Genomic DNA, 25,379 nt, shown 5'->3' on the forward strand with positions numbered 1-25,379 from the left:
TCGCGGCGTCGGGGGTTACGACGGCAGGCGGATCAGTTCACCTGGCCGTGGCAATGCTTGTACTTCTTGCCGGAGCCGCAGGGGCACAGCTCGTTGCGGCCGATCTTCGGCTCGGCGCGCACCGGCTCCAGCGGCACGACCTGGCCCGGGCCCTGCTCGCCCTCTTCGCCTTCCTCGGCATCGGGGGCCTGGTCGATGGACGGCGCCTCGGCATGCTGGAACTGCATGCGCTTGGCCATTTCCTCGGCTTCGCGGCGCAGGCGCGCCTCTTCCTCGGCCGGGTCCTCGCGGCGGACCTGGACGAAGGACAGCACGCGGATGGTGTCGCGCTTGATCGAGTCCAGCAGTTCCTGGAACAGGTTGAAGGACTCGCGCTTGTACTCCTGCTTCGGGTTCTTCTGCGCGTAGCCGCGCAGGTGGATGCCGTGGCGCAGGTGGTCCATGGTGGACAGGTGGTCCTTCCACAGGTCGTCCAGCACGCGCAGCAGCATCTGCTTCTCGAAGGTGCGCAGGGCCTCGGCGCCGGCCAGGTCTTCCTTCTCGTTGTAGGCGGCGACCAGCTCGGCGAGGATCTTCTCGCGCAGGGTCTCCTCGTAGAGCTTCTCGTCGTCGTCCAGCCACTGCTGGACCGGCAGCTTCAGGCCGAAGTCGCTGTACAGCGCGGCTTCCAGGCCGGCGATGTCCCACTGCTCGGGCAGCGACTGCGGCGGGATGTGCTGGCTGATGGTGTTGTTCAGCACTTCCTCGCGGAACTCGGCGATGGTGTCGCCGATGTTCTCCGCGGCCAGCAGGCTGTTGCGCATGTGGTAGATCACCTTGCGCTGCTCGTTGGCCACGTCGTCGAATTCGAGCAGTTGCTTGCGGATGTCGAAGTTGCGGCCTTCGACCTTGCGCTGCGCCTTCTCGATGGCGTTGCTGACCATGCGGTGCTCGATGGCCTCGCCCGGCTGCATGCCCAGGGCCTTCATGAAGTTCTTCACCCGGTCGGAGGCGAAGATGCGCATCAGGTTGTCTTCCAGCGACAGGTAGAAGCGGCTGGAACCCGGGTCGCCCTGGCGGCCGGAACGGCCCCGCAGCTGGTTGTCGATACGGCGGGACTCGTGGCGCTCGGAGGCGATCACATGCAGGCCGCCGGCCTCGATCACCTGCTGGTGGCGCTTCTGCCACTCGGCCTTGATCTGGGCGATCTGCTCGTCGCTGGGGTTCTCCAGGCTGGCGATCTCGGCTTCCCAGTTGCCGCCCAGGAGGATGTCGGTACCACGGCCGGCCATGTTGGTGGCGATGGTCACCGAGCCCGGCGCGCCGGCCTGCGCGATGATCTCGGCTTCCTTCTCGTGGTACTTGGCGTTGAGCACCTTGTGCTCGATGCCGGCCTGCTCCAGCAGCTTGGACACGTATTCGGAGGTTTCGATGGAAGCGGTACCGACCAGGATCGGCCGGCCCAGGGCCTGGCTCTGCTGGATGTCGGTGATGATCGCGGCGTACTTCTCTTCCTGGGTCAGGTAGACCAGGTCGTTGAAGTCCTTACGGGCGACCGGCCGGTGGGTCGGGATCACCACCACGTCCAGGCCGTAGATCTGGCGGAACTCGAAGGCCTCGGTGTCGGCGGTGCCGGTCATGCCGGACAGCTTGGTGTAGAGGCGGAAGTAGTTCTGGAAGGTGGTGGAGGCCAGGGTCTGGCTCTCGGCCTGGATCGGCAGGTTTTCCTTGGCCTCGATGGCCTGGTGCAGGCCCTCGGAGAGGCGGCGGCCGGGCATGGTGCGGCCGGTGTGCTCGTCGATCAGCAGGACCTGGTCACCCTGGACGATGTACTCGACGTTGCGGTGGAACAGCGTGTGGGCGCGCAGCGCGGCGTAGACGTGGGTCAGCAGGCTGAGGTTGTGCGCCGAGTAGAGGCTCTCGCCCTCGCCGAGCAGGCCGGCCTGGCTCAGCAGTTCCTCGACGTAGGCGTGGCCCTGCTCGTTGAGTTCGACCTGGCGGGTCTTCTCGTCGATGCTGTAGTGGCCCTGCTGGGTCACCTGGCCCTCGACTTCCTCGATGTGGCGCTTCAGGCGCGGGATCAGCTTGTTGATCTTGATGTACAGCTCGGAGCTGTCTTCGGCCTGGCCGGAGATGATCAGCGGGGTCCGCGCCTCGTCGATGAGGATGGAGTCCACTTCGTCGACCACGGCGAAGTTCAGCTCGCGCTGGAACTTGTCCTGCAGGCTGAAGGCCATGTTGTCGCGCAGGTAGTCGAAGCCGAATTCGTTGTTGGTGCCGTAGGTGATGTCCGAGGCGTAGGCCGCGCGCTTCTCTTCCGGCGGCTGGAAGGGCGTGACGATGCCCACCGAGAGGCCGAGGAACTCGTACAGCGGACGCATCCAGTTGGCGTCGCGGCGGGCCAGGTAGTCGTTCACGGTGACCACGTGCACGCCCTTGCCGGACAGCGCGTTCAGGTACACCGCCAGGGTGCCCACCAGGGTCTTGCCCTCGCCGGTGCGCATCTCGGCGATCTTGCCCTCGTGCAAGGTCATGCCGCCGATCAGCTGGACGTCGAAGTGACGCATGCCCATCACCCGCTTGCCCGCCTCGCGGCACACGGCGAAGGCTTCCGGGAGGATCTGGTCGAGGGTCTCGCCCTTGGCCAGGCGCTGCTTGAATTCCTCGGTCTTGGCCTTCAGTTGCTCATCGGAAAGCGCCACCATCTGTGGTTCGAGCGCATTGATGGCCTGGACCTGCTTGGCCATGCGCTTCACTTCACGCTCGTTCTTGCTTCCAAAGAGTTTTTTCAACAAAGGCGCAAACATATCGACTGGGTCATCCGAACTTGGGGAATGGAGGGCTGCCCGACTGGCTGGCCGCGGCTTGCATCGACGGCAAAGGGGGCATTCTACTCGGAAACGTGAACGAAAGAAGTGCCCAGGTCATGCCGGGGACTTTCCATGCGCGCACATTGCCCGGCAGGAACTCGGGGGAGGACTGGCAGTCCGCCTGCTTTATATTGTGTCGCGCCGGCAAAGTTCAAGGCTCGGCGCCGGCGGGCGTCGGCGCGACGGCCTGCGACGACCGCATTCTGATACCATCGGCGCTCAACAACCCCGGAATTTTCACCATGGCGTTCCGCCCGCTGCCCGCACAGGCCACCACCAAGCTGCTGCGCGAAGCCAAGCCGCTGCAGTCGCTGTTCAACGAGGCCCAGCGCCTCGCCCAGTTGCAACAGCTGCTCGACAGCCAGCTGCAGCCGGCCGCGCGCCCGCATTGCCGGGTCGCCTCCTGGCGCGGCGGCAACCTGCTGCTGGTGCTCACCGACGCGCACTGGGCCACGCGCCTGCGCTACCAGCAGAAGCGCCTGCTGCGCCAGTTGCAGATGTTCGACGAGTTCGCCGGGCTGCAGCACATCCTGTTCAAGGTCCAGCCCCAGGTCGAGCGCCAGGCGCCGGTGCACACCCACCAGCTCTCCCCCGCCGCCGCCGAGGCCCTGCAGGAGGCCGCCGAAGGCATCGCCAACCCGCGCCTGCGCGCGGCCCTGGAACGCCTGGCCAGCCGCAGCCGCCCGCGCGAAGACTGAACCCCTCGCCTACCGCCGGTCTCATAACGCCCCTCGTCGGCGCTTGCCGATGAACTCGTGAGAACTTTCCCCCTCCAAACTCCAAGCCTCCTGCCCGCGCCATTTCGCGCGCATAAAAAAAGGCCACCCGGGGGTGGCCTTCAATATGTACAGCTTGAAAGGAGGAGGTTTCCTCAAACGGCCGCAGCGGGCCGCATGTAGGAAATCGGCGCGGTGCTCGCGTCTTCGAAGGTGACCACTTCCCAGGCCTCCTTGTCCGCGATGAGTGCGCGGAGCAGGCGGTTGTTCAGGGCATGGCCGGACTTGAAGCCGCGGAACTCGCCGATAAGGCTGTTACCAAGCAGGTACAGGTCACCGATGGCGTCCAGGATCTTGTGCTTGACGAACTCGTCCTCGTAACGAAGGCCGTCTTCGTTGAGCACGCGATACTCGTCGACCACGATGGCGTTCTCCACGCTGCCACCGAGCGCCAGGTTCTGCGAACGCAGGTACTCGATGTCACGCATGAACCCGAAGGTCCGCGCACGGCTGACTTCCTTGACGAAGGAAGTGCTGGAGAAGTCCACCGTCGCCTTCTGGGTGCGACCACGGAAGACCGGGTGATCGAAATCGATCTCGAAGCTCACCTTGAAGCCGTCGAAGGGAACGAAAGTGGCGCGCTTGTCGCCCTCTTCCACGGTCACTTCACGCTTGATGCGGATGAACTTCTTGGCCGCCTCCTGCTCCTGCAGGCCGGCGGATTGGATCAGGAATACGAAGGGCCCCGCGCTGCCGTCCATGATCGGCACTTCCGAGGCGGACAGCTCGACATAGGCGTTGTCGATGCCCAGGCCAGCCATGGCCGAGAGCAGATGCTCCACCGTATCCACTTTGACGTCACCCTTGACCAGGGTGGTCGACATGGTGGTCTCGCCGACGTTCGAGGCCCGAGCCGGAATTTCCACCACCGGGTCGAGGTCGGTACGGACGAACACGATACCGCTGTCCACCGGAGCCGGCTTCAGGGTGAGGTAGACCTTCTCCCCCGAGTGCAGACCGACGCCGGTGGCCCGGATGATGTTCTTCAAGGTGCGTTGTCTGATCATGGCTTTGGCCGCTTTCGCGCAAGTTGCGAACTGTTGTCAACAATGGGCGGCGATGATAGCAGAACCGCCCTTTGCTGAACACCAATCACATTCATACTCCTGATAAATTGCCTCAATCGGCCTGGCGACGCAGGAATGCCGGGATGTCCAGGTAGTCCAGGTCGTCCTGCGGGTTGAGCTTGGCCGCGGTGGCCGCGCTGCCGTGCGCCTGGTTGCGCATCACGGTCGGGCGGTCCAGGTCGCGGTAGTTCACCGATTGCTGCTCGCGCTGTACCGGAGCCTGGCTGCTGACCGCCTGGGTCTGCACGGTGTTGTCGACCACCTTGACCGGTTTTTCCAGGCGTGCGCCCAGGCCGGTGGCGACCACGGTGACGTGCAGTTCGTCGCGCATGTCCGGATCGATCACGGTGCCCACCTTGACGGTGGCGTGCTCGGAGGCGAACTGCTCGATGATGTTGCCCACGTCGGAGTACTCGCCCAGGGACAGGTCGGGACCGGCGGTGATGTTCACCAGGATGCCGCGCGCGCCCTGCAGGTTGACGTCTTCCAGCAGCGGGTTGCGGATCGCCGCCTCGGTGGCCTCGCGGGCGCGGTTCGGGCCGCTGGCGGCGCCGGTACCCATCATGGCCATGCCCATCTCGCTCATCACGGTCTTCACGTCGGCGAAGTCGACGTTGATCATGCCCGGACGCTTGATGATGTCGGAGATGCCGCGCACGGCGCCGGCCAGCACGTCGTCCGCCTTGGCGAAGGCTGCCAGCAGGCTGGCGTCCTTGCCGAGGATGGTCAGCAGCTTCTCGTTGGGGATGGTGATCAGCGAGTCGACGCTTTCCGCCAGGGAGCGGATGCCCTCGTCGGCGATCTGCATGCGCTTGCGGCCTTCGAACGGGAACGGACGGGTGACCACTGCAACGGTCAGGATGCCCATTTCCTTGGCCACTTCGGCGATGATCGGCGCCGCACCGGTACCGGTGCCGCCACCCATGCCGGTGGTGATGAAGACCATGTCGGCGCCTTCCAGCACCTCGGCGATGCGCTCGCGATCCTCGATCGCGGCCTGGCGGCCGACTTCAGGGTTGGCGCCGGCGCCCAGGCCCTTGGTCACGCCCGGGCCGAGCTGCAGCACGGTGCGCGCCGCGATGTTCTTCAGCGCCTGAGCGTCGGTGTTGGCGCAGATGAACTCCACGCCGTCGACGTTGTTCTTGGCCATGTGGTTCACGGCGTTGCCGCCGCCGCCACCGACACCGATGACTTTGATTACTGCCGTTTGTGGGACGTTATCGACGAGTTCAAACATTTTCCCCTCTCCTTCCTTTCTAGTTGTGTCGCCTACGTTTTACCGCGCCGGTAAATCAGAAATTGCCCTGGACCCAGCGTTTGAGCCGTTCCAGAACAGGTGTCTTGGGTTCATCGCTGAAGCTGCCGCCGGACATGGAGATGCCGTCGGATTGCTTCTGCAGGCCATACATGAGCAGGCCCACGCCAGTGGAATAGATAGGATTGCGCACGACGTCGGTCAGCCCCTTGACGCCATGCGGCACGCCCAGGCGCACCGGCATGTGGAAGATCTCTTCGGCCAGCTCCACGGCGCCTTCCATCTTGGCGGTGCCGCCGGTCAGGACGATCCCGGCCGGGATCAGGTCCTCGTAGCCGCTGCGGCGCAGCTCGGCCTGGACCAGGGTGAAGAGCTCGTCGTAACGCGGCTCCACGACCTCGGCCAGGGCCTGGCGCGACAGCTCCCGCGGCGGCCGGTCGCCGACGCTGGGCACCTTGATGGTTTCGCCCGCGCCGGCCAGCTTGGCCAGTGCGCAGGCGTAGCGGATCTTGATTTCCTCGGCGTACTGCGTGGGCGTGCGCAGGGCCATGGCGATGTCGTTGGTGACCTGGTCGCCGGCGATCGGGATCACCGCCGTATGGCGGATGGCGCCCTCGGTGAAGATGGCGATGTCGGTGGTGCCGCCGCCGATGTCCACCAGGCACACGCCCAGTTCCTTCTCGTCCTCGGTGATCACCGAGTAGGCCGAAGCCAGTTGCTCGAGGATGATGTCGTCGACTTCCAGGCCGCAGCGGCGCACGCACTTCTCGATGTTCTGCGCGGCGTTCACCGCGCAGGTCACCACGTGCACCTTGGCTTCCAGGCGCACGCCGGACATGCCCAGCGGCTCGCGCACGCCTTCCTGGTTGTCGATCACGTAGTCCTGCGCCAGGGTGTGCAGCACCCGCTGGTCGGCCGGGATCGCCACGGCCTGGGCGGCGTCGAGCACGCGGTCGATGTCGGCCGGGCTCACCTCGCGGTCGCGGATCGCCACGATGCCGTGGGAATTCAGGCTGCGGATGTGGTTGCCGGCGATGCCGACGAAGGCCGAGTGGATCCGGCAGCCGGCCATCTGCTGCGCCTCGTCGATGGCGCGCTGGATGGACTGCACGGTGGACTCGATGTTCACCACCACGCCCTTCTTCAGGCCGCGCGACGGATGGGTGCCGATCCCGACGATCTCCAGCTTGCCGTCGGCCGCGACCTCGCCCACCAGCGCCACCACCTTGGAGGTGCCGATGTCCAGGCCGACGACCATCTTGCCGCTCTGCACGCTTGCCATGTTTATTGCTGTCTCCTCAAATCACTGCGCGGGCGCGGCCTGGGCCACGTCCGTCTGCGGCAGCGGGTCGCGCCACGCCACGGCCAGGCCGTTGGGGTAGCGCATGTCGATGCGCGCAATCTTCGATATCTGTTCTTTCAGGGCCTTTTCGTAGATGGTCACGAAACGGCGGATCTGTTCGACCGTGTGGTCGCGGCCCAGGACGATCTGCACGCCCTGGGCGGTATCCAGGGTCCAGGCGCCGCGCGAGCTCATCTCCAGGCTGGCGATGGTGAAGCCCAGTGGCCGCAGCAACTGGCTGAGGATCTGGTACTGCTGCATCACCTTCTGCTGGGCGAACTGCGGGCCGGACAGGCGCGGCAGGTGTTCGTAGTGCGACACCTCGTGGGGCGCGAAGGCCTGGCCCTGGTTGTTCAGCAGCGCTTCGTCGCCCCAGCGGGCCACCGGCAGCTGTTCCTCCAGGTGGATCACCACCTGGTCCGGCCAGACGCGGCGGACTTCGGCGTGGGCGATCCAGGGCATCTGCTCCAGTTCCTGGCGCATGCCGGCCAGGTCGATGCTGAAGAAGCTGGCCGAGACGAACGGTGCGATGCGCTGCTGCACCGCCTGCTGGCTGATGTAGCTGAGGTCGCCTTCGACGCTGATCTTGGCGATCGGGCGGTCGGCGTAGGGCAGCACGTACTGCGCGCCCTGGTAGGCGCCGAAGCCCAGCACGGCCAGCAGCACCGGCCACATCAGCATGCGCAGGAAGCCGAAGCTGGGCCTGGGCAGGCGAGCGCTGATCGGCTCCTTCGCCACCAGGCGGCTGGCGCCGCGCGGCACCGGCTTGCGTGCGGGCACGCGGCCGATACCGGGTTGCGAGTGGCGGAGCATCGCGCCGTTCATGGTCTTACCCCCTTGCCTCGACGCTGTCGGCGAGGATCGCCAGCACCAGTTGCTGGAAATCCAGGCCGGCCGCGCGCGCGGCCATGGGCACCAGGCTGTGGTCGGTCATGCCCGGTGCGGTGTTGACTTCGAGCAGCCAGAAACGCCCCTCGGCGTCCTGCATCACGTCGGTCCGCCCCCAGCCCTGGATGCCGAGGGCCTCGCAGGCGCGGGCGCACAGGTCCTGCAGCTCGCGCTCCTTCTCGGGGCTCAGGCCGCAGGGGATGCGGTACTGGGTGTCGCTGGCCAGGTACTTGGCGTCGTAGTCGTAGAAGCTGTGCGGAGTGCCCAGGCCGATGGCCGGCAGCACCTGGCCGCGCAGGGTGGCCACGGTGAACTCGGGGCCGCTGATCCACTGCTCGACCAGCACTTGCGAGTCGTATTCGGCGGCGCTGCGCCAGGCGGCGATCAGCGCGTCCACGCCGTCGACCTTGGCCATGCCGATGCTGGAGCCTTCATGGGCCGGTTTGACGATCAGCGGGAAGCCCAGTTCCGCCGCGGTACGGCGGCAGTCGTCCTCGCTGGCCAGCACGGCATAGGCCGGCGTCGGCAGGCCCAGGCTCAGCCACACGCGCTTGGTGCGCAGCTTGTCCATGGCCAGGGCCGAAGCCAGCACGCCGCTGCCGGTGTAGGGGATGCCGGCGACTTCCAGCAGGCCCTGCATGCTGCCGTCCTCGCCGCCACGGCCGTGGAGGATGATGAAGGCGCGGTCGATCTTCTCGCTCAGCAGGCGCTGCAGCAGGTCGTCGCCCACGTCGATGCCGAAGGCGTCCACCCCGGCGTCCTGCAGGGCCTTGAGGACCATGCCGCCGGACTTCAGCGACACCTCGCGCTCGGCGCTCCTGCCGCCGTAGAGCACGGCGACGCGGCCGAAGGCGCGGGGCTCGAGGGTGGATTTGAGTGCGTCGTTCATCACGCCTTCCTCGGGGCGTCGCCGCCGAACATCGGGTTCTTGATCAGCGCCGGGGCCAGGCCGCCGATGTCGCCGGCGCCCTGGCAGAGCAGGATGTCGCCGGCGCGCAGCAGCGGCTTGAGCAGCGCGGCGAGGTCGCCGTCACGCTCCAGGTAGATCGGGTCGAGCTGGCCGCGCTGGCGGATGCTGTGGCACAGCTGGCGGCTGTCGGCGCCGGGGATCGGCTCCTCGCCGGCCGGGTAGACCTCCATCAGCAGCAGCACGTTGGCTTCGCCGAGCACCTGCACGAAGTCTTCGTAGAGGTCGCGGGTGCGGGTGTAGCGGTGCGGCTGGTAGACCATCACCAGGCGCCGTTCCGGCCAGCCGCCGCGCACGGCCTTGATCACCGCCGCGACTTCGCGCGGGTGGTGGCCGTAGTCGTCGACCAGCATCACGCTGCCGCCGTCGACCTGCAGTTCGCCGTAGACCTGGAAGCGCCGGCCCACGCCCTGGAAGCCGGACAGGCCCTGGACGATGGCTTCGTCGGAGATGCCTTCGTCGGTGGCGATGACGATGGTCGCCAGGGAGTTCAGCACGTTGTGCAGGCCGGGCATGTTCACCGAGACGTCCAGCGGCTCGCGCTCCGGGCGCAGCACGGTGAACCAGGTGCGCATGCCTTCCTGGCGGATGTTGATGGCGCGGACGTCGGCGTCCTCGCTCAGGCCGTAGGTGACGGTCGGGCGCGCCACCTGCGGGAGGATTTCGCGGACCACCGGGTCGTCCACGCACATCACCGCCAGCCCATAGAACGGCAGGTTGTGCAGGAAGTCGACGAAGGTCTTCTTCAGCTTGTTGAAGTCGCCGCCGTAGGTGGCCATGTGGTCGGCGTCGATGTTGGTGACCACGGCGACCATCGGCTGCAGGTGCAGGAAGCTGGCGTCGCTCTCGTCGGCCTCGGCCACCAGGTAGCGGCTGGTGCCCAGCTGCGCGTTGGTGCCGGCGGCGTTCAGGCGGCCGCCGATGACGAAGGTCGGGTCCAACCCACCGGCGGCGAACACCGAGGCGATCAGACTGGTGGTGGTGGTCTTGCCGTGGGTGCCGGCAACGGCGATGCCGTGGCGGTAGCGCATCAGCTCGGCGAGCATTTCCGCGCGCGGCACCACCGGCACGCGGCGCTCCAGGGCGGCGGCGACTTCCGGGTTGGCCTTGTTCACCGCGCTGGAAACCACCAGCACGTCGGCGCCGTCGGCGTTTTCCGCGCGGTGGCCGATGAATACCTGGGCGCCGAACTTCTCCAGGCGCTCGGTCACAGCCGAAGCCTTGAGGTCGGAACCGGACACTTCGTAGCCGAGGTTCAGCAGCACTTCGGCGATGCCGCACATGCCCGCGCCGCCGATGCCGACGAAGTGGATGCGGCGGATGCGCCGCATGGTGCGGGTGATGCCGTTGGGTTCCTTAACCACGGGCCACCTCCAGGCAGGCATCGACTACCGTGCGGGTAGCCTCGGGCATGGCCAGGCGGCGGGCGCTGGCGGCCATCTGCTTCAGGGATTCGGGATGCATCGATACCTCGGACAGCTGCGCGGCCAGGTCGGCGGCGCCGGTAGACTTTTGCGGCAGCAGGCGGGCGGCGCCCTCCCGTACCAGGAATTCGGCATTGCGCGTCTGGTGGTCGTCGATCGCGTGGGGCAGCGGCACCAGGAAAGACGGCAGGCCGGCGGCGGTCAGCTCGCTGACGGTCAGGGCGCCGGCGCGGCAGATCACCAGGTCGGCCCAGGCGTAGGCCGCGGCCATGTCGCCGATGAACGCAGCGACGTCGGCTTGGACACCGGCCTGGGCGTAACGCTCCGCGGTGACTTCGGCATGCTGACGACCGGCCTGGTGGCGAATGGCCGGGCGCTGCTCGGCAGGAATCAGCCGCAGCGCCTCGGGCAGCAGTTTGTTCAGCGGCTCGGCGCCCAGGCTGCCGCCCAGCACCAGCAGGTTGACCTTGCGGCCGGCCAGCTCGGCGCGGGCATCGGCCTCGAGGAACAGCTCGGCGCGCACCGGGTTGCCGGTGGTCAGGCGCTTGGCGCTGGCCGGGAAGGTGTCCGGGAAGGCCTCGCAGACGCGCTTGGCCAACGGCGCCAGGCCACGGTTGGCGGTGCCGGCGACGGCGTTCTGTTCGTGGATCACCAGGGGCGCGCCGCTCAGCTTCGCCGCCACGCCGCCGGGGCCGGTGACGTAGCCGCCCAGTCCGAGCACGCAGACCGGCTTGAGCTTGCGCACCACGCCCAGGGCCTGGAACAACGACTTGAGCAGGTCGAAGGGCGCGCGCAGCAGGGCCAGGCGGCCCTTGCCGCGCAGGCCGCTGACGTTGATCAGGTGCAGCGGCAGGCCGGCCTTGGGCACCAGGTCGTTCTCGATGCCGCGCGGGGTGCCGAGCCAGTGCACGGCATAGCCGCGGGCCTGGAACTCGCGGGCGCAGGCCAGGGCCGGGAACACGTGGCCGCCGGTGCCGCCGGCCATGATGAGGACGTTACCTTTCATCGGCGAAGTCCTCCTCGGTGAATTCGTACTCTTCGCTGCCCACCGCGGTGCGCCGCTCCCATTCGATGCGCAGCAGCATGCCCAGGCAGCCGCAGCAGATGACCAGCGAGGAACCGCCGTAGCTGAGGAACGGCAGGGTCAGGCCCTTGGTCGGCAGCAGGCCGACGTTCACCCCGACGTTGATCAGGAACTGGCCGATCCACAGGAACGCCAGGCCGTAGGCCACGTAAGCGGAGAAGTACTGCTTGGCCTGCTCGGCCCAGATGCCGATGTAGAGCGCGCGCAGGCCGACGAAGACGAACAGGCCGACAGTGGCCAGGGCGCCGACGATGCCCAGTTCCTCGGCCAGCACGGCGAAGACGAAGTCGGTGTGCGCCTCGGGCAGGTAGAACTGCTTCTGGATGCTGTTGCCCAGGCCCATGCCGGTCCAGCCGCCGCGGCCGAAGGCGATCAGCGCCTGGCTGAGCTGGTAGCCGGCGCCGAACTGGTCGGCCCAGGGGTCGCTGAAGTTGGTCAGACGCGCCATCCGGTAGGGCTGGGTCCAGATCAGCAGGGCCACCGCGCCCACCGCCAGGGCCACCATCAGGCCGAAGCGGAACAGGCCGACGCCGCCGAGGAACAGCATGGCCGCCGCGGCGCCCATCATCACCACGGTGGCGCCGAAGTCCGGCTCGCGCAGCAGCAGGCCGGCGAACGGCAGCAGCACGGCGAAGGGCTTGAAGAAGCCGATCCAGCTCTCGCGCACCTCGTGCTGGCGGCGCACCAGGTAGCCGGCCATGAACACCACCACGAAGACCTTGGCGATCTCCGAGGGCTGGATGTTGAACAGGCCGAAGCCGATCCAGCGCATGGAACCGTTGACCTCGCGGCCGACGCCGGGGGTGATCACCGCCACCAGCAGCAGAAAGGCCACGCCCAGCAGCTTCCAGCTGTGGCGCTGCCAGGTCTCCATTGGCGTCAGCATGGTCACGCCGCAGGCGACGAAACCGATGGCCAGGTAGATCAGGTGGCGCACCGAGAAGTACAGCGGGTTGCCCGACTGCGCCGCCGCCACTTCCGAGGACGCCGAGGTCACCATCACCAGACCCAGGCCGAGCAGCGCCAGGCAACCGGCGAGCAGCGGGAAGTCCAGATCGATGCCGTTGCGGCTGATCAGCGGGGACGGGTATGGGCGCAGGAAGGAGAACATCAGGCGATCTCCTCCACGGCCCTGGCGAACAGGCGGCCGCGCTCTTCGAAGTTCTTGAACATGTCCAGGCTGGCGCAGGCCGGCGACAGCAGCACGGCATCGCCCGGCCTGGCCAGCTCGGCGGCCTTGCGCACGGCTTCGTCCAGGGTCTGCACGCGCACCTTCGGCGTCTCGTCGCTCAACGCGGCGCCGACCAGCTCGGCATCACGGCCGAGCAGCACCACGGCGCGGCAGAACTTCGCCACCGGCTCGCGCAGGGCGCTGAAGTCCGCACCCTTGCCGTCGCCGCCGGCAAGCAGCACCAGCTTGCCGTCGATGTCGGCGCCCAGGCCTTCGATGGCGGCCAGCGCGGCGCCGACGTTGGTGGCCTTGGAGTCGTCGTAGAAGCTCACCCCGGCGCGCTCGCCGACCCACTGGCAACGGTGGGCCAGGCCGGCGAATTCACGCAGGGTCCGCAGCATGGGCACGAACGGCAGGCCCACGGCGTGGCCCAGGGCCAGGGCGGCCAGGGCGTTGGATTGGTTGTGAGCGCCGCGGATCTTCAGCTCGCGCACCGGCATCAGCGCCTCGAACTGGAAGGCCAGGTACTTCTCGCCGCCCTCTTCCACAAGGCCGAAGGCCTTGAAGTCGGGCTTGTTGGTGCCGAAGCTCCAGCACGGCACCGAGTCGGCGATCAGCGGCCGGCTCAGGGCGTCGGCGCGGTTCACCACCACCTGGCGGGCGCCGCGGAAGATGCGGTGCTTGGCCAGGTGGTAGTCGGCCATGCCGTCGTAGCGATCCATGTGGTCTTCGCTGACGTTCAGGCAGGTGGCGACCTCGGCGCCCAGGCGCTCGCAGGTCTCCAGCTGGAAGCTGGACAGCTCCAGCACGTACAGCTCGACGTCGTCGGCCAGCAGGTCCAGGGCCGGGGTGCCCAGGTTGCCGCCCACGGCCACGCGCTTGCCGGCCGCCGCGGCCATCTCGCCGACCAGGGTGGTCACGGTGCTCTTGGCGTTGGAGCCGGTGATGGCGACGATCGGCGCCTTGGCATGGCGGGCGAACAGGTCGATGTCGCCGGACAGGCGCACGCCACGGGCGGCGGCCTCGACCAGCGCCGGCGTGCGCAGCGACAGGCCGGGGCTGACGTACAGCTCGCTGGCGCGGCAGAGGAAGCCGGCGTCCAGCTCGCCGCAGCGGACTTCCACCTGCGGGTATTGGGCGCGCAGGGTGGCCAGCTCCGGCGGATTCTCGCGGGTGTCGGCCACGGCGAAAGGCACGCCCTGGCGCGCCAGGAAGCGCACCAGCGACATGCCGCTCTTGCCGAGGCCGACAACGATGCGGAAATTGTCCGAAGCGATCAGGCTCATGCTCGCTCTGCCCTCAACGCAGTTTCAACGTGGCCAGGCCGATCAGCACGAGAATCACCGTGATGATCCAGAAGCGCACGATCACGCGCGGCTCCGGCCAGCCCTTGAGTTCGAAGTGGTGGTGGATGGGCGCCATGCGGAACACCCGTTTCCCGGTCAGCTTGAAGCTGGCGACCTGGATGACCACCGACAGGGTTTCCATGACGAACACCCCGCCCATGATGAACAGCACGATTTCCTGGCGCACGATCACCGCGATGGTGCCCAGCGCGGCGCCCAGGGCCAGCGCGCCGACGTCGCCCATGAAGACCTGAGCCGGGTAGGTGTTGAACCACAGGAAGCCCAGCCCGGCGCCGACGATGGCGGCGCAGAAGATGATCAGCTCGCCGGCCCCCGGCACGTTGGGGATCAGCAGGTATTCGGCGAATTTCACGTTGCCCGAAAGGTAGCAGAAGATGCCCAGGGCGCCGCCGACCATCACCGTCGGCATGATCGCCAGGCCGTCCAGGCCGTCGGTCAGGTTCACCGCGTTGCTGGAGCCGACGATGACGAAGTAGGTCAGCACCACGAAGAAGATGCCCAGGGGAATCTCGATGTTCTTCAGCAGCGGCAGGATCAGCGTGGTCTCCACCGGCGTCTCGGCGGTCAGGTAGAGGAAGACCGCGGCGCCCAGGCCGAACACCGACTGCCAGAAATACTTCCAGCGGCTCGGCAGGCCGCGGGAGTTCTTCTCGATCACCTTGCGGTAGTCGTCGACCCAGCCGATGGCGCCGAACAGCAGGGTCACGGCCAGCACCACCCAGACGTAGCGGTTCGACCAGTCGGCCCAGAGCAGGGTGCTGATGGCGATGGCGGTGAGGATCAGGGCGCCGCCCATGGTCGGGGTGCCCTTCTTCGACAGGTGCGACTGCGGCCCGTCGTTGCGCACGGCCTGGCCGATCTGGCGGATCTGCAGGGTGCGGATCATCCACGGGCCCAGCCACAGCGACAGGGCGAGCGCGGTCAGCACGCTGAGGATGCCGCGCAGGGTCAGGTACTGGAAGACGCCGAAGCCCTTGTAGAACTGTTGCAGGTACTCGGCGAGCAGCAGCAGCATTAATGTTTCTCCTCGGGGGACGCGCACAGCGCCGCGACGACCTTGTCCATCGCCGCGCTGCGCGAGCCCTTGATCAGAATGGTGGTGGTGGAGGGTTCGCCGGCCAGGGCCTGGATCAGGCTGGCCTGGTCGGCGAAGTGCCGGCCCGCCGCGCCGAACGCCTCGACGGCGTTGCGCATCAGCGGCCCCACGGCATAGAGCGCACCGACCTTGCCCGCAGCGTAGGCGCCCACCTCGCGGTGCGCGGCCTCGGCCCAGGCGCCCAGTTCGCCCATGTCCCCGAGGACCAGGACGGTCCGGCCGGAAAAGCCGGCGAGTATATCAATGGCCGCGCAGATTGACGCCGGGTTGGCGTTGTAGCTGTCGTCGATCACCCGCATGCCGTTGGTCGCCAGCTGGGCTACCGCGCGGCCCTTGACCGGCTGCAGTTGCGCAAGGCCCTGGACGATCCCGACCAGCGGCACGCCAAGGGCGTGGGCGGCGGCGGCGGCGGCCAGGGCGTTGGCGACGTTGTGCTCGCCCAGCAGGTTGAGCTGGATGCGCGCCTCGCCGGCCAGCCCCAGCAGGGTGAAGCCGACGCAGCCGCGGGCGTCGCGCTGCAGGTCGCGGGCGTGGAAGTCGGCGCTGGTCTTGTTCAGCGCGAAACTCAGCACGCGGCGTTCGCCATTGCGCTTCTTCCAGGTGTCGAAGGCGCGGTCGTCGAGGTTGAGCACGGCGGTGCCGGTATCGTCGAGCCCTTCGAGGATCTCGCCCTTGGCCTGGACGATCTTGTCCTGGCCGCCGAACTCGCCGACGTGGGCGGTGCCGGCGTTGGTGATGATGGCCACCTGCGGGCGCGTCAGGCCGACGGTGTAGGCGATCTCGCCGACGCGCGAGGCGCCCAGCTCGATCACCGCGCTGGCGTGTTGCGGGCCGATCTGCAGCAGGGTCAGGGGCGCGCCCAGGTCGTTGTTCAGGTTGCCGCGGGTGGCCAGGACTTCGCCCTGGGTGCGCAGGATGCTGGCGAGCATCTCCTTGACCGTGGTCTTGCCGCTGGAGCCGGTGACCGCCGCCACCTTGCCGGTGAAGCCGGCGCGGTTCAGCGCGCCCAGGCGGCCAAGGGCCTCGCGGGTATCGGCCACCAGCAGTTGCGGCAGCGGCGCATCCGCCACTTCGCGCTGCACCAGGGCGGCGACGGCGCCCTTGGCGGCGACCTCGGCGAGGTAGTCGTGCCCATCGAAGCGCGGCCCGGCGAGGGCGACGAACAGCTGGCCGGCCTCGATGGCGCGGCTGTCGGTGCTCACCGCGTCGAAGGCGACGTCGGCGCCGAGCACGCGGCCCTCGAGGGCGGCGGCGACTTCACTAAGCAGCAGCGGCTTAAGCATCTTTCTTCACCTCCCAGGCAGCCAGCGCCTTGGCGGCTTCTTGCAGATCGGAGAACGAATGGCGGACGCCGGCGATCTCCTGGTAATCCTCATGGCCCTTGCCGGCCAGCAGCACCACGTCGTCGGCGCTGGCGCTAGCGATCAGCTCGGCGATGGCCTGGCCGCGGCCCGGCACGAAGCGCACGGCCTCGGGCCTGGCGAAACCGGCGCGGATGTCGTCGATGATCCGCGCGCTGTCTTCGCTACGCGGGTTGTCGTCGGTCACCAGCACGCCGTCGGCATGCTGTTCGGCCACCTGGGCCATGATCGGGCGCTTGCCGCGGTCGCGGTCGCCGCCGCAGCCGAACAGGCACAGCAGCTTGCCGTGGGCGTGCGGACGCAGCGCCAGCAGGACTTTCTCCAGGGCGTCGGGGGTGTGGGCGTAGTCCACCACCACCAGAGGCTTGTCGCCACCGCCCAGGCGCTGCACGCGGCCCACCGGGCCTTGCAGCTGCGGCAGCAGCTTGAGGATGTCGCCAAGCGGGTAGTCCAGGCCGAGCAGCGCGCCGACCACCGCCAGCAGGTTGCTCAGGTTGAAGCGGCCGAGCAGCGAACTGCGCAGCACGCCTTCGCCCTTGGGCGTGACCAGCAGGGCTTCGACGCCGGCGTCGCTGAAGCGCGCCTCGCGGCAATAGAGGAAGGCGCTGGCGTCTTCCAGGCTGTAGCCCATCAGGCGCGAGGGATGGGTTTCGCCGGCCAGTTGGCGGCCGAAGGCGTCGTCCAGGTTGATCACCCGGCACTTCAGGCCCGGCCAGGCGAACAGCCGGGCCTTGGCGGCGCCATAGGCTTCCATGGTGCCGTGGTAGTCGAGGTGGTCGCGGGACAGGTTGGTGAACACCGCGACGTCGAATTCGAGGGCGGCCACGCGGCCCTGCTCCAGGCCATGGGAGGACACTTCCATGGCCACGGCGCGCGCGCCGGCCTGTTTCAGCCGCGCCAGGGTGGCCTGCAGCGCCAGGGCGTCGGGCGTGGTGTGCTTGCCGCTTTCCAGGGCGTCGTGGAAACCGTTGCCGAGGGTGCCGACGATGCCGCAGCGCTGGCCGAGCAGGTCCAGGGCCTGGGCCAGCAGCTGGCTGACGCTGGTCTTGCCGTTGGTGCCGGTCACGCCGATCAGCTCGATGCCGCGGCTGGGCTCGCCGTAGAAGCGCCCGGCGATGGCCGAGAGCTGGGCGGCCAGGCCCTTGATGGCGACCAGCGGCGTATCGCCGATGGGCGCGACGGACGCGCCCTCGGCTTCGTAGGCGATGGCGGCGGCGCCACGGGCGACGGCATCGGCGATGTGCGCGCGACCGTCATGCTGGGCGCCGGGAATGGCCAGGAACAGGTCGCCCGGCTTGACCGCGCGGCTGTCCAGGGTCAGCTCGCGGATCAGCACGCCGGCTTCGGCCTGCGGCAGCAGTTGGTTAAGGCTCATCGGCATCAGCCACGCCCTCCTTTCGTGGGCGCAGCATCGGCTTGCTGCTGCGGGGTCGTCTGCAGGTTGTCTGGCGGAATGTTCATCAAGCGCAGCGTGCCGGACATCACCTTGCTGAACACCGGGGCCGAGACCAGGCCACCGAAGTAGCCAGCCTTGCTGGGTTCATCGATCACCACGACGACCACGAAACGCGGGTTGCTCATCGGCCCGAAGCCGGCGAACAGCGAGCGGTAGGAATTCTCGGCGTAGCCCTTGGCGCCGGTCTGGGTCTTGCGCGCGGTACCGGACTTGCCGGCCACGTGATAGCCGGGGACCTGGGCGCGGTAGACGCCGTTCGGCGCCTCGACCACCTGCTGCAGCATGCCCTGCATGGTCTTGGCGACCGGCTCCGGGATCACCTGGGTGGCGGTCGGCAGGCGGTCGGCGCGGACCATGGTCAGCGGCACCGTCTGGCCGTTGTTGGCCAGGGCCGCGTAGGCATGGGCCAGTTGGATAGCGGTGACCGACAGGCCGTAGCCGTAGGACAGGGTCGCGGTCTCGGCCTTGCGCCACTCGCGGTAGTTGGGCAGGTTGCCGACGCGCTCGCCGGGGAAGCCAAGGCCGGTGTCCTGGCCGAGGCCGACCTTCTGCATCAGTTGGTAGATGGCTTCGCCGCCGATGTCGAAGGCGACCTTGCTCATGCCCACGTTACTGGAGCGGATGAGGATACCGGTGAGGTCCAGCACCGGGCCTTCGGTGCGCGACACGTCGCGGATGGTGTAGCGGCCGATCTGCAGGGTGCCGGGGTAGACCTCGACGGTGTCGCTGGGCTTCCAGCGTCCGGTTTCCAGGGCCGCGCTCATGGAGAACGGCTTCATGGTCGAACCCGGCTCGAAGACGTCGATCATGGCGCGGTTGCGCATCATCTCCGGCTGCATGTCGCGGCGGTTGTTCGGGTTGTAGGTCGGCTGGTTGGCCATGGCCAGGACCTCGCCGGTCTTCACGTCGAGGATCACCAGGCTGCCGGCCTTGGCGCCGTTCTCGACGATGGCGTTGCGCAGCTCGCGGTTGGCCAGGTACTGCAGGCGCAGGTCGATGGACAGCGCCAGGGTCTTGCCGGCCTTGGCGTTGCGCGTGACCTGCAGGTCGCGGATCAGGTGGCCGCGGCGGTCCTTGAGCACCTGGCGCTTGCCCGGCACGCCGGCCAGCCAGCTGTCGTAGGACAGCTCGACGCCCTCGCGGCCGCGGTCGTCCACGTCGGTGAAGCCGACCACCTGGGCGGTGACGTCGCCGGCCGGGTAGAAACGACGAAACTCCTCGATGGAGTAGACGCCGGGAATCCTGTTGGCCTTGACCTCGGCCATCACCGCCTCGCCCTGCTCGGGCGTCAGCCCGCGGACCAGGTAGATGAATTCCTTGTCGGCCATCTGCTCCAGCCGTGCGCTCAGCGCATCGCGGTTGATCCCCAGGGCGTGGGCAAGGATCGGCCACTTGTCGCGTTCGAGGACCAGTTCCTTGGGGTTGGCCCAAAGGGTGGCGACCGGGGTGCTCACCGCCAGCGGCTCGCCGTTGCGGTCGGTGATCTGCCCGCGGTGGGCCGGAATGGAGATGTGCCGCACGCTGCGCGCGTCGCCCTGCTCCTGGAGGAAGTCGTGGTCGATCACGTGCAGGTCGACGATGCGCCAGACGATGGCCGACACCATCGCCAGCAACAGGCCGACGGCGACGCGGAAACGCCAGGGGTAGAGCGCGCCGTTGAGGTTCTTCATGGCGCCACCATGATGATTTCCGCCGGGTCCGGCACGCGCATCTTCAACTGGCCGGTGGCCAGGGTCTCGATGCGGTTGTAGGCGGTCCAGGTGCTCTGCTCCAGGACCAGCCGGCCGTACTCGGCCTGCGCCTTGTCGCGCACGCTCAGCTCGGTGTACAGGGTGTTCAGCAACTGGCGGTTCCAGTAGGCGCTGTAGGCCACGGAAATCGCCGACAGCAGCACGCCGATGAACAGCAGCAGCATGATGAAGCTGCCGGTGGGCAGGCGCTTGGCGAACAGGCGGCTCATCGCAGCTTCTCCGCCACGCGCATCACCGCGCTGCGCGAGCGCGGGTTGGCCTTGAGCTCGGCCTCGGAAGCGTACTGCGGCTTGCCCAGCAGCTTCAGGCGCGGCTCAAAGGCCTTGGCGCGGATCGGCAGGTCGCGCGGCAGGTTGTCCGCCTCGCCCTTGGCGTGCTTGCGCATGAACTGCTTGACGATGCGGTCTTCCAGGGAGTGGAAGCTGATCACCACCAGGCGGCCGCCTATGGCCAGGGCCTCCAGGGCGGCGTCCAGGCCGCGCTCGAGGTCGCCCAGTTCGTTGTTGACGTGGATACGCAGGCCCTGGAAGGCCCGGGTGGCCGGGTTCTTGCCCTTTTCCCAGGCCGGGTTGGCCTCGGTGATCACGGCGGCCAGGTCGGCGGTGCGCACGAAGGGTTTCTCCGCCCGGCGCTGCACGATGGCGCGGGCCATGCGCTTGGCGAAACGCTCCTCGCCGTACTCCTTGAACACCCGGGCGATCTCGTCCTCGGCGGCGCTGGCGATCCACTGGGCGGCGCTGACGCCGCGGCTGGGGTCCATGCGCATGTCCAGCGGGCCGTCGTTGAGGAAGCTGAAGCCGCGCTCGGGGTCGTCCAGCTGCGGCGAGGACACGCCCAGGTCCAGCAGAACGCCGTCGACCTGACCGGTCAGGCCGCGCGCGGCCAGCTCTTCGCCCATCTCGGCGAACGACCTTTGTACAACGACGAAGCGGCCATCTTCGGCCGCCAGTGCTTGACCCGTGGCTATCGCCTGGGGGTCCTTGTCGAACCCGAGCAACCGCCCGCCCGGGTCCAGCCTGCCAAGCAAGGCCCGGCTGTGCCCTCCCCTGCCGAAGGTACCGTCCACATAGCAGCCGCCCGCCCTTGGGGCCAGCGCTTCGACGGCCTCCTCGAGCAGTACGGTGATGTGTTGGTAGGTGGCGTTCACAGGCAGGCTCACAAAATAAGGTCGCGTAGTTCGTCCGGCAGTCCGCCGGGTTCCTTGATGGCGGCGAGGTCGGCCTCGGCCACCGCATTCCACTTGTCTTCGTCCCACAACTGGAACTTGTTCAACTGGCCGACGAGCATCGCCCGCTTGTCCAGCTTGGCGTACTCGCGCAGCCGCGGCGGCACCAGGAAACGCCCGTTGCCATCCAGTTCCAGGTCCACCGCGTTGCCGATCAGCAAACGCTGCAAGCGCCGCGTCTCTTCACGCAGCGAGGGCAGCTCGCGGAGCTTGGCTTCGATGATTTCCCATTCGGGCAAGGGGTAGACGGTCAGGCAGGGGTCGACGGCATCGATGGTGACGATGAGCTGGCCATTGCAACGCGAAACGAGCTCGTCACGATACCGACTCGGCATCGCGAGGCGCCCTTTGGCGTCGAGACTGATGGCGTTAGCTCCGCGAAACACGTCAGCGTTTCCCCCGGTGGTTGGCTTTCCTTGCCAGTTGATCCCACTTTTACCCACTTCATACCACTTGCGCACACTATAGAAATGCGCGCTCCCCACCGTCAAGGCGAGGCTGGAGGGAAAAATCCTTATAGGACGGAGATTTAGCGTGCTTTTAAGAGGTTTCGCAGCGTTTTTGACGCCACCTTGAAAGGCAAAAAGCCCAGTGTTTTCAAAACACTGGGCTTTTCTACTTAAAGCAACTTCTTAAGATTTATGCTTCTTCCATCGCGCGACAAATGGTCGTTGTGGGAAGAAGTGGGAAAAGAGGAGAGAGTCGATCTGTAAGCCGGGTTCTGTCGAGGACAGCCATTCCTCTGGGACATCCATCACTGAACGCCTCAAGCGACCTACCCGAATCCAGCGCGGGCCACGCAACGGATTCCTATTTGGTCTTGCTCCGAGTGGGGTTTACCTAGCCACGCACTGTTGCCAGCCGTGCGGTGCGCTCTTACCGCACCTTTTCACCCTTACCGGCGCTGTAGCGCTTAGGCGGTTATTTTCTGTGGCACTTTCCGTAGGCTCGCGCCTCCCAGGCGTTACCTGGCACTCTGCCCTATGGAGCCCGGACTTTCCTCCCCCCCGTGGCGAACCACGAAGCAGCGACTGTCCAATCGACTCTCCGCCGCCAAGGTTAGCGACAGCGGCGGCCAGCCGCAAGGGCAATCCGCCAGCCTGGTACGAAGGTCTTAAAATCGCGAACCGACGCTTCAGTCCGCCTTGCGCTCCAGCGCCGCCTGGTACAGCAGGTTCTTGCGCACCCCGGTGATCTCCGCCGCCAGCGCCGCCGCGCGCTTGACCGGCAGCTCCGCCAGCAGCAGGTCGAGCACCCGCAGCGATTCGGCGTCGATGCCCTCTTCCTCAGGCGCCTCCCAGCCGGCCAGCAGCAGCACGCACTCGCCACGCTGCTGGTTGGCGTCCGCCGCCACCCAGTCGCGCAGTTCGCCCAGGGGCAGGCCCTTGAGTGTCTCGAAGGTCTTGGTCAGCTCGCGGGCCAGCACCGCCTGGCGCGCCTCGCCGAACACCTCGACCATGTCCTGGATGCACTCCAGGATGCGGTGCGGCGCCTCGTAGAAGATCAGCGTGCGCGGCTCCTCGCGCAGCGCCTCCAGGCGCGCCTTGCGCCCGGCGGTCTTCGCCGGCAGGAACCCTTCGAAGACGAAGCGGTCCGACGGCAGGCCCGCAGCCGACAACCCGGCGATCAGCGCGCAGGCCCCCGGCACCGGGACCACCCGGATACCCGCGGCGCGCGCCTGGCGCACCAGATGGTAGCCGGGATCGGAAATCAGCGGCGTGCCGGCGTCGGAGACCAGCGCCACGTCTTCCCCCGCCAGCAGGCGGGTGATGAAGCGCCCACCCTGCTCGCGCTCGTTGTGCTCGTGGCAGGCGGCCAGCGGCGTCTCGATGCCGAAGTGCTGCAGCAGGCGGATCGAATGGCGGGTGTCCTCGGCGGCGATGAGGGCCACCTCGCGCAGGGTGCGCTGGGCGCGGGCGCTGATGTCGTCGAGGTTGCCGATGGGCGTAGCCACCACATACAAGGTACCGAGGGACACGCAGCACTCCTTAAAGCCGAACCGGAAAATTCCCCATTGTATCCCGTTTCCGGCACCCGCCATCGCCTCGGCCAGCCGCCTTGGGTACAATTGCCGACTCTTTTTGAATGCGCCACGAGAAGCCCGATGATGATCGCTCGACTGCGTCCGCTTTCCGCCCTGTGCCTGGCCACCCTGTTGGCCGCCTGCGCCAGTTCGCCCTCTTCCAACCTCGGCGAACTGCCGCGCACCCCGAACGCCAGCATCGAGCAACTGCTGCAGCAGGCCGCCACCGCCAAGCCCGAGGAAGCCGTGCTGCTGAAGCTGTCGGCCGCCGACCTGGCCTACCAGCAGAAGGACGTCGGCCGCGCCGCGCAGATCCTCGAACAGATCCCGATGGATAGCCTGAAGCCGGCGCAGCAGATCTTCGCCAGCACCCTGGACGCGCAGATCGCCCTGGCCCGCAACAAGCCCAAGGCCGCCCTCAAGGCCTTCGATCACCCCAGCTTCACCCACCTGGGCGAACTGCCGGTGGAACAGCAGGCGCGCAGCGGCCTGGTCAAGGCCCAGGCCCTGGCCGCCGACGGCCAGACCCTGGCCGCCGCCCGCGAACGCGTGTTCGTCGACCCGCTGCTCAACGCCGAGGCCAGCAAGGCCAACCACGAGGCCATCTGGGGCCTGGTCTCCAGCCTGCCGGTGGAGCAGCTGCAACCCGTGGCCAACGAAGGCGACCTGAACGGCTGGATGGAGCTGGCCCGCGTGGTGAAGAGCGCCTCGACCCTGCAGGAGCAGCAGGCCAACATCGACACCTGGCGCCAGCAGAACCCGCAGCACCCGGCGGCCAAGCAACTGCCGGACGCCCTGGAGAAGCTCAAGTCGCTGGCCGCCCAGCCGCTGAACAAGATCGGCCTGCTGCTGCCCCAGCAGGGCCAGTTGGCCGGCGTCGCCCGAGCCCTGCAGGACGGCTTCATGGCCGCCTACTACCAGGCCCAGCAGAGCGGCAGCCAGCAACCGACCATCCAGCTCTACGACAGCAGCCAGGTGCGCTCGCTGGACGACTTCTACCGCCAGGCCCAGGCCGACGGCGTGCAACTGGTGGTCGGCCCGCTGGAGAAGCCGCTGGTCAAGCAGCTCGGCGACCGCCCGCAGCTGCCCATCACCACCCTGGCGCTGAACTACACCGACAGCGCCCAGACCGGCCCGGCCCAGCTGTTCCAGTTCGGCCTGTCGGCCGAGGACGAGGCCCGCGAAGTGGCCCGCAAGGCCTGGGACGACGGCATGCGCCGCGCCGTGGCGCTGGTGCCGCGCGGCGACTGGGGCGACCGCGTGCTGGCCGCCTTCAGCCGTGACTGGCAGGCCCGCGGCGGCACCCTGATCGCCGCCGAGCACGTCGACCAGCCGGTGGAGCTGGCCCAGCAGATCGCCGACCTGCTCCAGCTGCGCCAGAGCGAAGGCCGCGCCAAGCGCCTGCAGGGCGTGCTCGACAGCAACGTCGACACCCAGCCCTCGCGGCGCCAGGACATCGACTTCATCTTCCTCGCCTCGACCCCGCAGCAGGCGCGCCAGATCAAGCCGACCCTGGCCTTCCAGTACGCCGGCGACCTGCCGGTCTACGCCACCTCCAACCTCTACACCGGGCAGAACAACCCGGCGCAGGACCAGGACCTCAACGGCATCCGTTTCTGCGAGACGCCCTGGCTGCTGCAGACCGGCAACCCGCTGCGCCAGCAGGTCGTGGCCCAGTGGCCGCAGGCCGCCAGCAGCCTCGGCCGGCTCTACGCCATGGGCGCCGACGCCTATCGCCTGGCGCCGCGCCTGCCGGAACTCAAGGCCCTGCCGAGCATGCAGCTCGACGGCTTCACCGGCAACCTGAGCCTGGCGCCCAACCAGCGCATCCAGCGCCAGCTGCCCTGGGCGGAATTCCGCAATGGCCAGGCGCAGCCGCTGGAGAACGGCGGCCTTTGAGCGGACGGCGCGGCGACTCGCAGGAACTCGGGCGCCGCGCCGAGCAGCTCGCCCGCGAGCATCTGCAGCGCCATGGCCTGCGCCTGCTGGCGCAGAACTGGCGGTGCCGCCGCGGCGAGCTCGATCTGGTCATGCTGGACGGCGATACAGTAGTATTCGTCGAAGTTCGCTGCCGCCGGCACCAGGCCTGGGGCGGCGCCCTGGAAAGCGTGGACGCGCACAAGCGCCAACGGCTGATCGCCGCCGCCGAACATTTTCTGCAACAGGAAGCCCGCTGGTCCCGGCACCCTTGCCGGTTCGACGTAATAGCGGTGCAGCCCTCCGCGGGAACCCCACCCGCTCAACTGAACTGGATCACCAACGCCTTTGACACCTGAT

General features: G+C 67.8%; 21 protein-coding genes and 1 other RNA gene. 3 read left to right on the forward strand and 19 right to left on the reverse strand.

Annotated features, from left to right (window positions below; genetic code table 11):
- Nucleotides 1–32: 32 nt before the first annotated feature.
- A complete protein-coding gene (gene secA, locus RN02_RS15485; RefSeq protein WP_009617931.1) occupies nt 33–2,786 on the reverse strand; it encodes a preprotein translocase subunit SecA in 2,754 nt (917 codons plus the stop codon).
- Nucleotides 2,787–3,091: 305 nt separating this feature from the next.
- Between secA and RN02_RS15490 the strand changes: the two genes are divergently transcribed.
- Nucleotides 3,092–3,547 (forward strand): DciA family protein, encoded by a 456-nt coding sequence (locus RN02_RS15490; RefSeq protein ID WP_043272379.1) that lies wholly within the window; start codon nt 3,092–3,094, stop codon nt 3,545–3,547.
- Between the two features lie 173 nt (nt 3,548–3,720).
- On the opposite strand, the gene lpxC is transcribed toward RN02_RS15490, so the two are convergent.
- From lpxC to rsmI, 18 genes are all read right to left on the reverse strand, one after another.
- Nucleotides 3,721–4,632 carry a UDP-3-O-acyl-N-acetylglucosamine deacetylase gene (lpxC, locus tag RN02_RS15495; RefSeq protein ID WP_009617927.1) on the reverse strand — a complete coding sequence of 304 codons (912 nt, stop codon included), beginning with the start codon at nt 4,630–4,632 and terminating at the stop codon, nt 3,721–3,723.
- 112 nt (nt 4,633–4,744) lie between these two features.
- Nucleotides 4,745–5,929: a cell division protein FtsZ gene (gene ftsZ, locus RN02_RS15500; protein ID WP_009617925.1), complete on the reverse strand. Its 1,185-nt coding sequence runs from the start codon at nt 5,927–5,929 to the stop codon at nt 4,745–4,747.
- A 55-nt stretch (nt 5,930–5,984) separates the two neighbouring features.
- A complete protein-coding gene (gene ftsA / locus RN02_RS15505; RefSeq protein WP_043272378.1) occupies nt 5,985–7,229 on the reverse strand; it encodes a cell division protein FtsA in 1,245 nt (414 codons plus the stop codon).
- A 21-nt stretch (nt 7,230–7,250) separates the two neighbouring features.
- Complete coding sequence (locus tag RN02_RS15510) at nt 7,251–8,114, reverse strand: cell division protein FtsQ/DivIB (protein WP_043272377.1); 864 nt, start codon at nt 8,112–8,114, stop codon at nt 7,251–7,253.
- Nucleotides 8,115–8,118: 4 nt separating this feature from the next.
- Nucleotides 8,119–9,066: a D-alanine--D-alanine ligase gene (locus RN02_RS15515; protein WP_043315200.1), complete on the reverse strand. Its 948-nt coding sequence runs from the start codon at nt 9,064–9,066 to the stop codon at nt 8,119–8,121.
- Entirely contained in the window at nt 9,066–10,508 is a 1,443-nt protein-coding gene (gene murC / locus RN02_RS15520; RefSeq protein WP_009617917.1) for a UDP-N-acetylmuramate--L-alanine ligase, read from the reverse strand. The genes RN02_RS15515 and murC overlap by 1 nt, the downstream gene beginning before the upstream one ends.
- Entirely contained in the window at nt 10,501–11,574 is a 1,074-nt protein-coding gene (gene murG, locus RN02_RS15525; RefSeq protein ID WP_043315201.1) for an undecaprenyldiphospho-muramoylpentapeptide beta-N-acetylglucosaminyltransferase, read from the reverse strand. Before murG ends, murC begins: the two co-directional genes overlap by 8 nt.
- Nucleotides 11,564–12,763, reverse strand: coding sequence for a putative lipid II flippase FtsW (gene ftsW, locus RN02_RS15530; protein WP_009617913.1), 1,200 nt, complete (start codon nt 12,761–12,763; stop codon nt 11,564–11,566). Before ftsW ends, murG begins: the two co-directional genes overlap by 11 nt.
- Entirely contained in the window at nt 12,763–14,109 is a 1,347-nt protein-coding gene (gene murD / locus RN02_RS15535) for a UDP-N-acetylmuramoyl-L-alanine--D-glutamate ligase (RefSeq protein WP_043315202.1), read from the reverse strand. Before murD ends, ftsW begins: the two co-directional genes overlap by 1 nt.
- A 13-nt stretch (nt 14,110–14,122) precedes the next feature.
- Nucleotides 14,123–15,205: a phospho-N-acetylmuramoyl-pentapeptide-transferase gene (gene mraY / locus RN02_RS15540; protein ID WP_009617910.1), complete on the reverse strand. Its 1,083-nt coding sequence runs from the start codon at nt 15,203–15,205 to the stop codon at nt 14,123–14,125.
- Nucleotides 15,205–16,569: a UDP-N-acetylmuramoyl-tripeptide--D-alanyl-D-alanine ligase gene (locus RN02_RS15545; protein WP_043272372.1), complete on the reverse strand. Its 1,365-nt coding sequence runs from the start codon at nt 16,567–16,569 to the stop codon at nt 15,205–15,207. The genes mraY and RN02_RS15545 overlap by 1 nt, the downstream gene beginning before the upstream one ends.
- Nucleotides 16,562–18,028, reverse strand: coding sequence for a UDP-N-acetylmuramoyl-L-alanyl-D-glutamate--2,6-diaminopimelate ligase (locus tag RN02_RS15550; RefSeq protein ID WP_043272371.1), 1,467 nt, complete (start codon nt 18,026–18,028; stop codon nt 16,562–16,564). The genes RN02_RS15545 and RN02_RS15550 overlap by 8 nt, the downstream gene beginning before the upstream one ends.
- Entirely contained in the window at nt 18,028–19,773 is a 1,746-nt protein-coding gene (locus tag RN02_RS15555; RefSeq protein ID WP_043272370.1) for a peptidoglycan D,D-transpeptidase FtsI family protein, read from the reverse strand. Before RN02_RS15555 ends, RN02_RS15550 begins: the two co-directional genes overlap by 1 nt.
- A complete protein-coding gene (ftsL, locus tag RN02_RS15560) occupies nt 19,770–20,063 on the reverse strand; it encodes a cell division protein FtsL (RefSeq protein ID WP_009617905.1) in 294 nt (97 codons plus the stop codon). The genes RN02_RS15555 and ftsL overlap by 4 nt, the downstream gene beginning before the upstream one ends.
- Nucleotides 20,060–21,001: a 16S rRNA (cytosine(1402)-N(4))-methyltransferase RsmH gene (gene rsmH, locus RN02_RS15565; protein WP_043315278.1), complete on the reverse strand. Its 942-nt coding sequence runs from the start codon at nt 20,999–21,001 to the stop codon at nt 20,060–20,062. Before rsmH ends, ftsL begins: the two co-directional genes overlap by 4 nt.
- Before the next feature lie 8 nt (nt 21,002–21,009).
- Nucleotides 21,010–21,465, reverse strand: a complete 456-nt coding sequence (mraZ, locus tag RN02_RS15570) for a division/cell wall cluster transcriptional repressor MraZ (RefSeq protein WP_043272369.1) — start codon at nt 21,463–21,465, stop codon at nt 21,010–21,012.
- Between the two features lie 308 nt (nt 21,466–21,773).
- An RNA gene (gene rnpB / locus RN02_RS31695) (RNase P RNA component class A) lies at nt 21,774–22,126 on the reverse strand.
- Between the two features lie 88 nt (nt 22,127–22,214).
- Nucleotides 22,215–23,057, reverse strand: coding sequence for a 16S rRNA (cytidine(1402)-2'-O)-methyltransferase (gene rsmI, locus RN02_RS15575; protein ID WP_043315203.1), 843 nt, complete (start codon nt 23,055–23,057; stop codon nt 22,215–22,217).
- Nucleotides 23,058–23,186: 129 nt separating this feature from the next.
- Here rsmI and RN02_RS15580 point away from each other — a divergent pair, with 129 nt between their 5' ends.
- Together RN02_RS15580 and RN02_RS15585 are read left to right on the forward strand one after the other, a co-directional pair.
- On the forward strand, nt 23,187–25,001 hold the full coding sequence (locus tag RN02_RS15580) for a penicillin-binding protein activator (RefSeq protein ID WP_043315279.1): 1,815 nt from the start codon (nt 23,187–23,189) through the stop codon (nt 24,999–25,001).
- Entirely contained in the window at nt 24,998–25,378 is a 381-nt protein-coding gene (locus RN02_RS15585) for a YraN family protein (protein ID WP_043315204.1), read from the forward strand. Before RN02_RS15580 ends, RN02_RS15585 begins: the two co-directional genes overlap by 4 nt.
- The last annotated feature ends 1 nt before the right edge of the window (nt 25,379 follow it).

Origin of the sequence: Pseudomonas sp. PI1 (assembly GCF_000812405.1) — a bacterium.
Lineage (GTDB): Bacteria > Pseudomonadota > Gammaproteobacteria > Pseudomonadales > Pseudomonadaceae > Pseudomonas > Pseudomonas citronellolis.

Excerpts from the sequence above, each read along its gene's own strand:
- RN02_RS15545 (WP_043272372.1), bottom strand. The coding sequence starts at position 16,569 with ATGCTTAAGCCGCTGCTGCTTAGTGAAGTCGCCGCCGCCCTCGAGGGC.
- RN02_RS15580 (WP_043315279.1), top strand. The coding sequence starts at position 23,187 with ATGATCGCTCGACTGCGTCCGCTTTCCGCCCTGTGCCTGGCCACCCTG.
- secA (WP_009617931.1), bottom strand. The coding sequence starts at position 2,786 with ATGTTTGCGCCTTTGTTGAAAAAACTCTTTGGAAGCAAGAACGAGCGT.
- murG (WP_043315201.1), bottom strand. The coding sequence starts at position 11,574 with ATGAAAGGTAACGTCCTCATCATGGCCGGCGGCACCGGCGGCCACGTG.
- ftsW (WP_009617913.1), bottom strand. The coding sequence starts at position 12,763 with ATGTTCTCCTTCCTGCGCCCATACCCGTCCCCGCTGATCAGCCGCAAC.
- ftsL (WP_009617905.1), bottom strand. The coding sequence starts at position 20,063 with ATGAGCCGCCTGTTCGCCAAGCGCCTGCCCACCGGCAGCTTCATCATG.
- RN02_RS15550 (WP_043272371.1), bottom strand. The coding sequence starts at position 18,028 with ATGCCGATGAGCCTTAACCAACTGCTGCCGCAGGCCGAAGCCGGCGTG.
- RN02_RS15515 (WP_043315200.1), bottom strand. The coding sequence starts at position 9,066 with ATGAACGACGCACTCAAATCCACCCTCGAGCCCCGCGCCTTCGGCCGC.
- ftsZ (WP_009617925.1), bottom strand. The coding sequence starts at position 5,929 with ATGTTTGAACTCGTCGATAACGTCCCACAAACGGCAGTAATCAAAGTC.
- mraY (WP_009617910.1), bottom strand. The coding sequence starts at position 15,205 with ATGCTGCTGCTGCTCGCCGAGTACCTGCAACAGTTCTACAAGGGCTTC.
- RN02_RS15510 (WP_043272377.1), bottom strand. The coding sequence starts at position 8,114 with ATGAACGGCGCGATGCTCCGCCACTCGCAACCCGGTATCGGCCGCGTG.
- murD (WP_043315202.1), bottom strand. The coding sequence starts at position 14,109 with ATGAGCCTGATCGCTTCGGACAATTTCCGCATCGTTGTCGGCCTCGGC.
- RN02_RS15555 (WP_043272370.1), bottom strand. The coding sequence starts at position 19,773 with ATGAAGAACCTCAACGGCGCGCTCTACCCCTGGCGTTTCCGCGTCGCC.
- lpxC (WP_009617927.1), bottom strand. The coding sequence starts at position 4,632 with ATGATCAGACAACGCACCTTGAAGAACATCATCCGGGCCACCGGCGTC.
- RN02_RS15490 (WP_043272379.1), top strand. The coding sequence starts at position 3,092 with ATGGCGTTCCGCCCGCTGCCCGCACAGGCCACCACCAAGCTGCTGCGC.
- ftsA (WP_043272378.1), bottom strand. The coding sequence starts at position 7,229 with ATGGCAAGCGTGCAGAGCGGCAAGATGGTCGTCGGCCTGGACATCGGC.